We start from the raw sequence: 13,018 nt of genomic DNA, 5'->3' as shown, positions 1-13,018 counted from the left end.
TGTCCCCTTCGTCTAGTGGCCTAGGACACCGCCCTTTCACGGCGGTAACAGGGGTTCGAGTCCCCTAGGGGACGCCACGATTACCCGCTCTGCGGGATTTTTAAGGGTCATTCAATTATTGAATGGCCCTTTTGTTTGTCTGGCGTTTGGCCAATTCTCTTACTCCCTTCCTACTTCCTCTTCAGACCAATGGTCATGTCGGTCGCTTGCCAAATATTATTATGGTAATAATATTCAACCCATGAGACCGGAGGCTTTGATGAGCGATAAAAAAGCACAAACCCGCGAACGCATTTTGCAGGCGGCCAGCGCGGCGTTGATCCAGCGTGGCCCGGCCGAGCCGAGTGTCGGTGAAGTGATGGGGGCGGCGGGGCTCACCGTCGGTGGTTTTTACGCGCACTTCGAAAGCAAGGACGCGCTGATGCTGGAGGCATTCACTCAATTGCTGGCCAAGCGTCGTGCGGCCATTGACGATATGGATGCGCTGTTGACCGGTGAAGAGCGCCGAGGCCTTGTGGCGGCGTTTTACCTGTCGCGCAAACACCGCGATTCCACCGTTCAGGCCTGTCCGATCCCGGCGACCGTCGGCGAAATGAGCCGCCTGCCGGATGAATTCCGCCAGGCGCTGAACGAGCACTGTGAGCTGATGGCTGCCCAATTGGCCGCCAGCCCCGAAGACACCGACAAGGCCTTGGCCGACATGGCGTTGATGATCGGTGGCCTGGCCCTGGCGCGGGCCCTCGGCCCTGGTGAATTGTCTGACCGTGTATTGCGTGCCGCCAAGTCGGCCGTGCGCTAGAAGAGGGTTCTAAGGATGGGCACGCTGACCTGGATTCGTCGCTTCAACGGCACCCTGGGGCATCTGGCGCCGCAAACCGTGGCCAACCAGATGCGACGTGCGTTCATGACGCCACGCGAGCTGCCGCCACGCGACTGGGAGTTGCCGTTGCTGGCGCAATCAGAGCGCATCACCCTGCGTTTCGGCCTGTCGGCGTTGCGCTGGGGCCAAGGGCCCGCCGTGCTGTTGATGCATGGCTGGGAGGGGCGCCCCACGCAGTTCGCCAGCCTGATCAGCGCATTGGTGAATGACGGTTATTCCGTGATTGCCCTCGACGGCCCCGCCCACGGGCGTTCGCCCGGGCGTGAAGCCCATGTGCTGCTGTTCGCCCGCGCGATGCTGGAGGCGGCGGCCGAGTTGCCGCCGCTGCACGCCGTGATTGGTCACTCCATGGGCGGCGCCAGCGCGATGCTGGCGGTGCAACTGGGGCTGCGTACCGAAGCGCTGGTAAGCATTGCCGCGCCGTCGCGATTCCTTGATGTGCTTCGAGGGTTCACCCAGATGGTCGGCCTGCCGGCGCGGGCCCGCTCGGCGTTTATCCAGGAGGTCGAACACACCTTCGGCATGCCGTTGAAGCATCTGGATGTGGCCCACTACCAAATGAACATCCCCGGCCTGATCGTGCATGCCGAAGACGACACCTTCGTCCCCGTCAAAGCCTCCCAGGCGATCCACGAAGCCTGGTTCGACAGCCGCCTGTTGCGTCTGGAGCAGGGCGGCCATCAGAAAGTCCTGGCCGACCCCCGGGTGACCGACGCGGTGCTGGCGCTGTTGGCCGGCCGCCGTCTACAGGCGCGGCAAACCGCCTGATACACTGCCCGGCCGAGATCAATCGACTGGAGCAAGGCATGGGCTGGGATCTGGCAACGCCGTTTATCATCGACCTGCAGGTCGGCGCCGAAGACATCGACGGCCTGGGCCACGCCAACAATGCCGTTTACGTGTCCTGGCTGGAACGCTGCGCCTGGCGCCATTCCCAGCGCCTGGGCCTGGACCTCACCGAATACCGCAGGCTGGATCGCGCCATGGCGGTGGTGCGCCACGAGATCGATTACCTTGCCGCCGGCTACGAAGGCGACGAACTGCAACTGGCCACCTGGATCGTCGACTGGGACCAGCGCCTGAAAATGACCCGCCGCTTCCAATTGGTCCGCCCCCGCGACGGCGCGACCCTGCTGAGGGCACACACCACCTTTGTCTGCATCGAGCTGTCCAGCGGCAAGCCCAAGCGTATGCCCGCCGAGTTTCTTGACGGTTATGGCCCCGCCCTGACAGGGGGTTAACGGTTGCCGCAGGAAACCCAGTAAACTGCGCCACGATTTTTGTTGAGTGTTTTCCATGCAAATTGCTTTGGCGCCCATGGAGGGGTTGGTCGACAACATCCTGCGGGACGTGTTGACCCGCGTGGGTGGGATCGATTGGTGCGTGACCGAATTCATCCGCGTCAACGACCGCCTGCTCACCCCGGCGTATTTCCACAAACTTGCTCCCGAACTGCTGCACGGTGCCCACACCGCGGCGGGCGTGCCGCTGCGCGTGCAGTTGCTTGGTTCCGACCCGGTGTGCCTGGCGGAAAACGCCGCGCTCGCTGCCGAGTTGGGCTCCGAGGTGATCGACCTGAACTTCGGTTGCCCGGCCAAGACGGTCAACAAGTCCCGTGGCGGCGCGGTGTTGCTCAAGGAGCCGGAGCTGCTCAACCAGATCGTCGAGCACGTACGCCGCGCCGTTCCCGCGCACATCCCGGTTACCGCGAAGATGCGCCTGGGTTTCGACAGCCCGGATGGCGCCCTGGTCTGCGCCACGGCCCTGGCCGAAGGCGGCGCCGCGCATATCGTGGTGCACGCGCGGACCAAGACCGACGGCTACAAGCCGCCGGCGCACTGGGAGTGGATTCCGCGCGTGCAGGATGTGGTCAAGGTGCCGGTGTTTGCCAACGGCGACATCTGGAGCGTTGAAGACTGGAAGCGTTGCCGCGAAGTCAGCGGCGCCGAAGACATCATGCTCGGCCGTGGCCTGGTGGCGCGTCCCGACCTGGCGCGGCAGATTGCAGCAGCGCGGGCCGGTGAAGAAGTCGTGGAGATGACCTGGGCGCAGATGCAGCCCATGCTCCAGGAGTTCTGGACCCAATCGGTGGCGCAGCTGACCGAGCGCCAGGCGCCGGGCCGTTTGAAACAATGGCTGGCAATGTTGACGCGCAACTACCCTGAAGCGGTTGAACTGTTCACCGCGATGCGCCGAGAGACCGATCTAGAGCAGGTCAGCCGGCTGTTGGGCATGCCCCATCCGGCGGCGGCATAACGCGAAGAGATCTGCAGCAAGGGCGCCATCGGCGCCCTTTTCTTATTGTGAAACGTGATCCCCGGAACCGGGCAAGGCAAAATCCCACGAACTTCTGGGCATATCTCATAGGAATCTTCGCCCATGAACGCTTCGAACTTGAAATCCCCTACCTTTGCCTTCACTGCCCCGTCGACGCTCTCTGCATCAAAGGCCATAAAGTCTGTCGTGAACGCCTTCGACGTCGGCGAGCGGCGCTTTGGTGAGCACTTTGACGTAAGCACCCATGCTGCCGTCATCAAAATGATGATGGCGACGCTTGGCCCCACGCCTGCCGATATGTTCAATCAAGTGACGCCTACCGCAAACGGCTACGACGTGATGATGAAGGATGAGTTCAACGCTCGCATCACGCACGAAGAGCTGCAGCTAGTCGCGCAGGTGTCCAAATTCAGTGGCAATGATGCGCAAGCCCTCAGCGCCGCCAACTTTGCGTTGACGGTGTTTGTAAAGCGCAGGCAGCAGATCGGTGGCTACGCCAATTTTCACGCGGCGCTGACAAAGTCACTCCAGGGCGAAACCACTCTGCGGTGCTTGCAGGGTATGGGGGTGTATGGGCTTTCCCAGTATGTGCCGCCGAGCAGGATGGTTGGCGAAGGCGTAGTGGCGGTGATGGAGACCCATAATTTTGGCAGTGCGCTGGTAGTGGACGGGCTTGGGCACGCTAACGGCAAACCGCGTCAGGTAGGCAGTCGCTATGGTTACAGGCTGTTCGCCGACAAGCCTCGGGGAGGCGCACCCACACCGAAGGTGTTTGCGGGCCGAAGACCCCTGGATATTTGGGGTGGTTTCTACCAAGGGACACCGGGGAACTGCGTGACGGTGTCGGCAATCAAGGCGGCTATGATGAGGTTCGGGCAGTGCCCCGCGGATATTTTTCGGGAGGTCACTGCCACTGCCGAAGGTTATGCAGTCGTTATGCGTGATGGTTTCAGGCTGACGCTGACCCATGAGCAATTGCGCAAGGCGAGGGCCGCTTCCGGCTTTCGCGGCAACGACTGTGCAATGCTGGAGGATGCCTATTTCCTGTTCGCCGTGAGCGCCAGGCGCGCGCAGTTGGAAAACAACGACTTTCGTGGCGGGCAGAGTTTCGACGTTGCCATCGATACCCTCAATGACGGTGAATACCCCGGGCAGGCGCTGCGTCGGTTGGGGTTGTACGCCTATATCCGCGAAAGCGATGTGAACGAGTTGATTGCCGGCGCTATCGGCACCCTGTCTGACGGTGGTCACTCGATGACGGTGATTGGCGGCGTGCTCGATTATTATGGGGGCCGGCACACTCTGCAGACGTCGCGATGGAAGGGGACTTATTTGCGGGCGCTGAAGTTGGTGTGACAGCTATTCCAGCAAGCGCCTGAACGCCTCAATCGGCAACGGCCGACTGTGCAGATACCCCTGAAACACATGGCACCCCAACCGTTGCAGGAACGCCAACTGCTCCAGGGTTTCCACGCCCTCGGCAATCACTTCCAGGTTCAGGCTGCGAGCCATGGCCACGATGGCGCGGATGATTTCCGCGTCGTTCGGGTCGTGAGTCGCATCGCGCACAAACGACTGGTCGATCTTCAGTGCGTCCACCGGCAGGCGCTTGAGGTAGGTCAGCGATGAATAGCCGGTGCCGAAATCATCCATCGCGAAGCTCACGCCGAGCTTTTTCAGGCGGCGCATCTTGGCCACGGTGTCGTCCAGGTTCTGGATCACGATGCCTTCGGTAATCTCCAGTTTCAGCAGGCTGTAGGGCAGGTCGTGCTGATCGAGGCTGTGCACCACGCGTTCAACGAAGTCGTTCTGGCGAAACTGCCGGGGGCTGATATTCACGCACAGGCTGAAGCGCAACGGGTCCACCAGGCCGTCAGAGATCAATTGCTGAAATGCACCGCAGGCTTCATCGAGAATCCAGGTGCCGACTTCCAGGATCAGCCCGCTGTCCTCCAGCACCTTGATGAACTCGGCAGGGGACTGCGCGCCCAGTTGCGGGTGCTGCCAGCGCACCAGGGCTTCGGCGCCGATGATGTGGTTGCCGCGTGCATCGACCTGGGGTTGGTAGTGCACGCTGAATTCGCCGCGTGACAGGGCCAGGCGCAGGTCGGTTTCCATGCGCAGGCGTTCGCTGGCGGTTCTTTGCATGCTGTTGTGGAACATCTGCGTGGTGTTGCGTCCCGAATCCTTGGCGCGGTACAGGGCGATGTCGGCGCGCTTGAGCAGGTCGGCCGGCGTCGAGCCATGGTCGGGGATCAACGCTACGCCAATGCTCGGGGTGACCTGCAGGCGGTGGCCGTCGAGGAACATCGGCTCCGAGAGCAATTCACGCAGGGTGTCGGCCAATTCCTGCACCTGGGTACTGACCTGCGAACGCGTGCCGTCGAGGCCGCTGAGCAGTACCACAAACTCATCGCCGCCCAGGCGGGCCACGGTGTCTTCCATGCGCACGCTGGCTTCCAGGCGGGCGGTGACGATTTTCAGCACAGTGTCGCCGACCGGGTGGCCAAGGGAATCGTTGATGTGCTTGAAGTGGTCCAGGTCCAGGAACAGCAGCGCGCCTCGCAGGTTGTGGCGCTTGAGCAGGGCGATCTGCTGGCTCAGGCGGTCCATCAGTAGGGCGCGGTTGGGCAGGTTGGTCAGCGGGTCATGGTAGGCCAGGTGGCGGATCTGCGCCTGGGCATTCTTCAACAGGCTCACATCGCGGGCGGTCAGCAGCAGGCACGGCGTTTCGTTCAGGGTGATCGGCTCGACCGAAACTTCCACCGCCAACACATCGCCGCGCTTGTTGTGCCAAAGCATTTCCAGGTGGTGGATGCGCCCCTTGATCTGCAATTCAGCCAGCAGCGCCGAGCGTTGGTTTTCATCAGCCCAGATGCCGATTTGATACAGCGTGAGCCCGATGGCTTCTTCCGCGCGGTAACCCGTGAGGCGGCAAAAACCATCGTTGACCTCGACATACCGACCGGTGTCGCACTCGGTAATGGAAATGGCGTCGGGGCTGGAATGGAACGCCTTGGCGAACTTCTCTTCGCTGGCCTTGAGCGCGGCTTCCGAGCGTTGCTGCTGGGTGATGTCGCGCAAGGTGGTGACGATGCACGGTTGGTCGCCGACCTTGATCAGCCGGCTGGCGATCACGCAGGTCAGGCTTCGCCCATCCTTGTGGCGAGCGGTGATGGCCACATTGTTCAATGACTGTTCGCGAATCACCCGCTCGATGCGTTGCAGGCGCTTGCTGGAGTCGTCCCACAGGCCGATCTGCTCGGCACTTTTGTCGAGCACTTCGGCCGCGGTCCAGCCAAAGGTCTGGGTAAACGCGGGGTTGATTTCGATAAATACGCCGCTGTCCAGGCCGGTGACGCAGATCGGATCGGGGCTGGCCTGGAACAGGCTGGCGAATTTCTCTTCGGAGGCGCTCAGGCGTTGCTCGCGTTCGACCTGGTCGGTGATGTCCAGCAGGGTGCCGGCCATGCGCAATGGCGCGCCCTTTTCGTCGCGGTAGAGGCGCGCGCGGCTTTCAAGGTAGCGCGAACTGCCGTCCTCCATGGGCACGCGGTAGGTCAGTTGGTAGTTGCCGGCCGGGCCTTCGCGCAGGGTGCGATAGGCATTGCGCATGTTGTCGCGTTCTTCATCGGGCATGCCTTCGAAAAACGCGTCGAAGGACTCGTGGAACGGCTCGGGCGGCAGGCCGTGCAGTTGCGCGGCGCGAGCCGAGCCGTAGAGCATGCCGGTGGGAATGTGCCAGTCCCAGGTGCCCAGTTGCGCGGAATTGAGCGCCAGGTCGAGGCGTTCCTGGCTGTCCTTGAGCGCCTGATCGGCGTTTTTGCGCTCGGTGGTGTCAAGAAAGGTGCTGATCAGATAAGCCTCACCCTCCAGTTCGACCTTTTGCGCGCTGAGGGTGCCATCGTGGATCTGGCCGTTGCTGGCGCAAAACTGCACCTCCATGGTGATCGGCTCGCCCTTGCGCTGAGTAGCCTTGACCAGCTGCGCGCGCTGCTCGGGGTGGCGCCACAGGCCCAGGTCCAGGGTGGTGCGGCCGATGGCATCGGCGACCGGCCAGCCGAAATGGATCTCGAAATACTGGTTGGCTTCACTGATCAGGCCGTCGGCCTGGCGGGTCAGCAGCACCATGTTCGGGCATAGGTGAAACAGCGTGGCGAAGCGCTTTTCGGAGTGGCCGAGGGCGGTTTCCCGTTCACGCTGCTGGGTGATCTCACGGATCACCCCGATCATCCGACGCCGCCCGGTCTTGTCCGGCGCCAGGCTGCCGTTGATTTCCAGCCAGTGATAGCTGCCGTCGGGCCACTGGATGCGGTGGCGCATCGCCTGCTCGAACGGTTCGCCGGCCAGCACCGCATGAAAGGCCCGCACGACCTTGGCGCGGTCGGCCGGGGCGAGCAGGTCGAGGTAATCCAGGTCTTTGGGCAGTGGCGCGCGCGGGTCGAAGCCGAACAGCGCCTGGGTCCCCCGTGACCAACTGATCCTGCCGGTGTCGATTTCCCAGCACCATGCCCCCAGCCGGGCACCGTTGAGGGCTGCCAGCAATTGCGGGGCGCTGTCCCAGCTCTGTTCCGCCTCTTGGGGGTCCAGAGCGTAAATGCGGGGCAGGGGTGGCACGGAATCGACGGGATTGCGCATTATCAAAGGGCCTTGGCTCAATGGGCGTAAGGCGCGGTTTCACGTAAACCTGAGGCCGCACGGCTTCATGCCGGTATTCCTGGCAGATCGACCTGTGCATCCAATAGGCTCATGAAAGCCCGCGCTGCGTTCGACAACGTCCTTTCGGTGTGCACGATATAGCCTAGCTGGCGACTGAGTTGTATGCCCGGTAAAGCGATGCTCGCCACCTGATCATCCAGCATGGTGCGCGGCAAGACGCTCCAGGCCAGGCCGATGGACACCATCATCTTGATAGTTTCCAGGTAGTTAGTACTCATCGCGATGTTTGGCGTCAGGCCCTGGGCTTCGAACAAGCGCCTGACGATATGGTGTGTAAAGGTGTTGCCGCCGGGAAAAACCGCCGGATGACCGGCAATATCGGCCAGGCTGACGTGGCCGTTGCTGGTCAGGCTGTGCTCCGGCGCCACGACAAAATCCAGCGGGTCATCCCAGACCGGGGTCGCACGCACCAGGTGATGGGGGTCGGGCGCGAGGGTGATCACCGCCACCTCGGCGCGGCCGTGGAGGATTTCCTCGTAGGCCACTTCCGAATCGAGGAACTGAATATCCAGCGCCACGTTCGGGTATTTGCGGGTAAAGGTGCGCAACACGGGCGGCAGGCGGTGCAGGCCGATGTGGTGACTGGTGGCCAGGGTCAGGCGCCCGCTGACTTCGCCGGTCAGGTTGGTGAGGGCGCGACGGGTGTCGTCCAGCACGTTGAGAATCTGATAAGCCCGTGGCAATAGGGCCCGCCCGGCCTCGGTCAAGCCGACTTCGCGGCCCAGGCGGTCGAACAGGCGCACCTTCAATTGTTGCTCCAGGCCGGCAATGCGTTTGCTGATGGCCGGCTGGGTCAGGTGCAGGCGCTCACCGGCGCCGGAGAAGCTGCCGGTCTCGGCGATGGCAATAAAGGCATTGAGGTTGGCCAGGTCCATGGTTGTATTCCAGTTGGTAATCCAAAGCATAAAAAATATGAATTTGAGTTATTTAATGTAGCGCCATACCATCAGCCTCACAAGCCAAAGGGTTATTGAAATGCCCAGGGCATAGAAAGACCGATGATGAGGACCGACTGATGGCCGGCAAAACGCTTTACGACAAACTTTGGGATTCCCATGAAGTGAAACGGCGCGACGATGGCTCGTCGCTGATCTATATCGACCGTCACATCATCCATGAAGTGACCTCGCCACAAGCGTTCGAAGGCCTGCGGCTGGCAGGGCGCAAGCCTTGGCGCGTCGACTCCATCATCGCCACCCCGGACCACAACGTACCGACCACCCCGGAACGCAAGGGCGGCATCGACGCGATCGTCGACACCGTGTCGCGTTTGCAGGTGCAAACCCTTGATGACTACTGCGACGAATATGGCATCACCGAATTCAAGATGAATGACGTGCGTCAAGGGATCGTCCACGTGATCGGCCCGGAGCAGGGTGCAACCTTGCCGGGTATGACTGTGGTCTGCGGCGACTCCCACACCTCCACCCACGGTGCCTTCGGTGCCTTGGCCCACGGCATCGGCACGTCCGAGGTGGAGCATGTGTTCGCGACCCAGTGCCTGGTCGCCAAAAAGATGAAGAACATGCTGGTGCGCGTCGAAGGCCAATTGCCGTTCGGCGTGACCGCCAAGGACATCGTCCTCGCCGTGATCGGCAAGATCGGCACCGCCGGCGGTAACGGGCATGCCATCGAATTCGCCGGCAGCGCGATTCGCGACTTGTCCATCGAAGGCCGCATGACTATTTGCAACATGTCCATCGAAGCCGGTGCCCGTGTGGGCATGGTGGCGGCGGACGAAAAGACCGTTGAATACGTCAAGGGCCGCCCATTCGCACCGACCGGCGCAGACTGGGACGCTGCCGTCGAAGCCTGGAAAGACCTGGTCTCCGACGCCGACGCGGTGTTCGACACCGTGGTCGAACTCGATGCAGCACAGATCAAGCCGCAAGTCAGCTGGGGCACCTCGCCGGAAATGGTCCTGGCCGTCGACCAGAACGTGCCGGACCCGGCCAAGGAAGTCGATCTGGTCAAGCGCGGTTCCATCGAGCGTGCCCTGAAGTACATGGGCTTGCAGGCCAACCAGGCGATCACCGACATCCAGTTGGACCGCGTGTTCATCGGCTCCTGCACCAACTCGCGGATCGAAGACCTGCGCGCTGCGGCGGTGATCGCCAAGGGCCGCAAAGTCGCCTCGACCATCAAGCAAGCCATCGTGGTGCCGGGTTCGGGCCTGGTGAAGGCACAAGCCGAAGCCGAAGGCCTGGACAAGATCTTCCTCGAAGCCGGTTTTGAGTGGCGCGAGCCGGGCTGCTCGATGTGCCTGGCGATGAACCCGGACCGCCTGGAGTCGGGCGAGCATTGCGCGTCCACCTCCAACCGTAACTTCGAAGGGCGCCAGGGCGCCGGTGGGCGTACCCACCTGGTCAGCCCGGCCATGGCTGCTGCGGCGGCCGTCAACGGTCGTTTCATCGACGTTCGCGAATTGATCTGAGGAATACCCGATGCGTGCTTTTACCCAACACACCGGCCTTGTCGCCCCTTTGGATCGCGCCAACGTCGACACCGACCAGATCATCCCCAAACAGTTCTTGAAGTCGATCAAGCGCACCGGTTTCGGCCCGAACCTGTTCGACGAGTGGCGCTACCTGGACGTGGGCTACGCCTACCAGGACAACTCCAAGCGCCCGCTGAACAAGGACTTCGTACTCAACGCCGAACGTTACCAGGGGGCCAGCGTGTTGCTCGCCCGCGAGAACTTCGGTTGCGGCTCCAGCCGTGAACACGCGCCGTGGGCCCTGGAAGAATATGGCTTTCGCAGCATCATTGCGCCGAGCTATGCCGACATCTTCTTCAACAACAGCTTCAAGAACGGCTTGCTGCCGATCATCTTGAGCGACGCAGAAGTCGACGAGTTGTTCAAGCAGGTGGAAGCCGAAGAGGGCTACCAGCTGACCGTCGACCTGGCCGCGCAAACCGTGACCCGTCCGGATGGCAAGGTGTATCACTTTGAGGTCGATGCGTTCCGCAAGCACTGCCTGATCAACGGCCTGGACGATATTGGCCTGACCTTGCAGGACGGCGATGCAATTGCCGCCTTTGAAGCCAAGCACCGGGCCAGCCAGCCTTGGTTGTTTCGCGATGCCTGATTTGATGTAAGCAGGACTGGCCCTTTCGCGAGCAAGCCCGCTCCCACATTCGACCGAGTTCCTTCAGTTGAAATGCGGCCAAATGTGGGAACGGGCTTGCTCGCGAAGACGGCAGCACAAACACCATAAGTCCCAAGGAAACCCTCATGACCAGCACCGCCCACACCCAAGTCGTGCAAAAGCAATTCGGCGAACAAGCCTCGGCCTACCTGAGCAGTGCCGTGCACGCCCAGGGCACCGAATTCGCGCTGCTCCAGGCCGAACTGGCCGGGCAGGGCGCCGCACGACTGCTGGATCTGGGCTGCGGTGCCGGTCATGTGAGCTTTCACGTCGCCCCTCTGGTTAAAGAGGTGGTGGCCTACGACCTGTCCCAGCAGATGCTCGATGTCGTCGCGGGCGCTGCAAACGATCGGGGCCTGGACAATATCCGCACCGTCCATGGCGCCGCCGAGCGCCTGCCGTTCGCCGATGGCGAGTTCGACTTCGTGTTCAGCCGCTACTCGGCGCACCACTGGAGCGACGTCGGCCTGGCCCTGCGCGAAGTGCGCCGGGTGCTCAAGCCGGGCGGGGTAGTGGCGTTTGTCGATGTCTTGTCACCGGGCAGCCCGCTGTTGGACACTTACCTGCAAACCGTCGAAGTACTGCGCGACACCAGCCACGTACGCGATTACTCCGCCGCCGAATGGATGCAGCAGCTCAGCGAGTCCGGCCTGCATGTGCGTAACAGCAGCCGCCAGCGCCTGCGCCTGGAATACACCTCGTGGGTCGAGCGCATGCGCACGCCCGAGGTGCTGCGCGCTGCCATCCTTGAACTGCAACGGGCGATGGGCCAGGAAGTACGCGATTACTACGAGATTCAAGCCGACGGCACCTTCAGCACCGACGTGCTGGTGGTGTTTGCCGAGCGCTGAGCAATTTTTCCCGACCTGCCCGCGGGCGGGTCGCTTGATGAAATGAGGAACCCATGAGCAAGCAGATTCTGATTCTCCCTGGCGACGGTATTGGTCCGGAAATCATGGCCGAAGCGGTAAAGGTGCTGGAGCTCGCCAACAGCAAGTACAGCCTGGGCTTTGAACTGAGCCACGACGTGATCGGCGGCGCCGCCATCGACAAGCATGGCGTGCCACTGGCCGACGAAACCCTGGACCGCGCCCGCGCGGCCGACGCCGTGCTGCTCGGCGCCGTGGGTGGCCCGAAGTGGGACAAGATCGAACGTGACATCCGCCCTGAGCGCGGCTTGCTGAAAATCCGTGCGCAACTGGGCCTGTTCGGCAACCTGCGCCCGGCGATCCTCTACCCGCAGCTGGCTGACGCGTCGAGCCTCAAGCCGGAAGTGGTCGCGGGCCTGGACATCCTCATCGTGCGTGAGCTGACCGGCGGTATCTACTTCGGCTCGCCACGTGGCGTGCGCGAGCTGGAAAACGGCGAACGCCAGGCCTACGACACCCTGCCGTACAGCGAGAGCGAAATCCGCCGTATCGCCCGTGTCGGTTTCGACATGGCCCGTGTGCGTGGCAAGAAAGTCTGCTCGGTCGACAAGGCCAACGTGCTGGCCTCCAGCCAACTGTGGCGCGAAATCGTCGAAGAAGTGGCCAAGGACTACCCGGATGTCGAGCTGAGCCACATGTACGTCGATAACGCCGCCATGCAGTTGGTGCGTGCGCCCAAGCAGTTCGACGTGATCGTTACCGACAACCTGTTCGGCGACATCCTGTCCGACCAGGCGTCGATGCTCACCGGCTCCATCGGCATGCTGCCGTCGGCGTCCCTGGACACCAACAACAAGGGCATGTACGAGCCTTGCCACGGCTCGGCGCCGGACATCGCGGGCCAGGGCATTGCCAACCCGCTGGCGACTATCTTGTCGGTGTCGATGATGCTGCGTTACAGCTTCAACCTGAGCGAAGCGGCGGATGCCATCGAGAAGGCCGTGAGCCTGGTGCTGGATCAGGGTTTGCGCACCGGCGACATCTGGTCGCAGGGTTGCACCAAGGTTGGGACGCAAGAAATGGGCGACGCAGTAGTCGCCGCGCTGCGGAATCTGTAATCTCTC

At 62.3% G+C, this 13,018-nt stretch carries 11 protein-coding genes and 1 tRNA gene; 10 read left to right on the top strand and 2 right to left on the bottom strand.

Annotated features, from left to right (window positions below; translation table 11 throughout):
• Position 1 precedes the first annotated feature (1 nt).
• From OPU96_RS27995 to OPU96_RS27970, 6 genes are all read left to right on the top strand, one after another.
• Positions 2–77, top strand: a tRNA-Glu gene (locus OPU96_RS27995).
• 182 nt (positions 78–259) lie between these two features.
• A complete protein-coding gene (locus OPU96_RS27990) occupies positions 260–799 on the top strand; it encodes a TetR/AcrR family transcriptional regulator (RefSeq protein ID WP_192296849.1) in 540 nt (179 codons plus the stop codon).
• Between the two features lie 15 nt (positions 800–814).
• Positions 815–1,648, top strand: coding sequence for an alpha/beta fold hydrolase (locus OPU96_RS27985; RefSeq protein ID WP_192296848.1), 834 nt, complete (start codon positions 815–817; stop codon positions 1,646–1,648).
• A 38-nt stretch (positions 1,649–1,686) separates the two neighbouring features.
• Positions 1,687–2,121, top strand: a complete 435-nt coding sequence (locus OPU96_RS27980; protein WP_226455105.1) for an acyl-CoA thioesterase — start codon at positions 1,687–1,689, stop codon at positions 2,119–2,121.
• Between the two features lie 55 nt (positions 2,122–2,176).
• A complete protein-coding gene (locus tag OPU96_RS27975; RefSeq protein ID WP_226455106.1) occupies positions 2,177–3,136 on the top strand; it encodes a tRNA dihydrouridine synthase in 960 nt (319 codons plus the stop codon).
• Between the two features lie 123 nt (positions 3,137–3,259).
• Complete coding sequence (locus tag OPU96_RS27970) at positions 3,260–4,513, top strand: hypothetical protein (RefSeq protein WP_498560124.1); 1,254 nt, start codon at positions 3,260–3,262, stop codon at positions 4,511–4,513.
• A gap of 3 nt (positions 4,514–4,516) precedes the next feature.
• Here OPU96_RS27970 and OPU96_RS27965 read toward each other — a convergent pair whose 3' ends face one another.
• Both OPU96_RS27965 and OPU96_RS27960 read right to left on the bottom strand, forming a co-directional pair.
• The gene (locus OPU96_RS27965; protein ID WP_498560123.1) at positions 4,517–7,795 is read right to left on the bottom strand and encodes a sensor domain-containing protein; all 3,279 of its coding nucleotides are present in this window, start codon (positions 7,793–7,795) and stop codon (positions 4,517–4,519) included.
• Between the two features lie 65 nt (positions 7,796–7,860).
• Positions 7,861–8,751 carry a LysR family transcriptional regulator gene (locus OPU96_RS27960; protein WP_192296843.1) on the bottom strand — a complete coding sequence of 297 codons (891 nt, stop codon included), beginning with the start codon at positions 8,749–8,751 and terminating at the stop codon, positions 7,861–7,863.
• 140 nt (positions 8,752–8,891) lie between these two features.
• Here OPU96_RS27960 and leuC point away from each other — a divergent pair, with 140 nt between their 5' ends.
• The 4 genes from leuC to leuB all read left to right on the top strand — a co-directional run bounded on the left by leuC (position 8,892) and on the right by leuB (position 13,012).
• Positions 8,892–10,310 carry a 3-isopropylmalate dehydratase large subunit gene (gene leuC, locus OPU96_RS27955; RefSeq protein WP_498560122.1) on the top strand — a complete coding sequence of 473 codons (1,419 nt, stop codon included), beginning with the start codon at positions 8,892–8,894 and terminating at the stop codon, positions 10,308–10,310.
• A gap of 10 nt (positions 10,311–10,320) precedes the next feature.
• Positions 10,321–10,965 (top strand): 3-isopropylmalate dehydratase small subunit, encoded by a 645-nt coding sequence (leuD, locus tag OPU96_RS27950; protein WP_015884976.1) that lies wholly within the window; start codon positions 10,321–10,323, stop codon positions 10,963–10,965.
• Between the two features lie 146 nt (positions 10,966–11,111).
• Positions 11,112–11,876, top strand: coding sequence for a class I SAM-dependent methyltransferase (locus OPU96_RS27945; protein WP_305391234.1), 765 nt, complete (start codon positions 11,112–11,114; stop codon positions 11,874–11,876).
• Positions 11,877–11,929: 53 nt separating this feature from the next.
• On the top strand, positions 11,930–13,012 hold the full coding sequence (gene leuB, locus OPU96_RS27940) for a 3-isopropylmalate dehydrogenase (protein WP_021491199.1): 1,083 nt from the start codon (positions 11,930–11,932) through the stop codon (positions 13,010–13,012).
• Positions 13,013–13,018 lie beyond the last annotated feature (6 nt).

The organism is Pseudomonas sp. RP-B7 (assembly GCF_059803535.1).
This window is presented reverse-complemented; position numbering and strand designations above follow the sequence as displayed.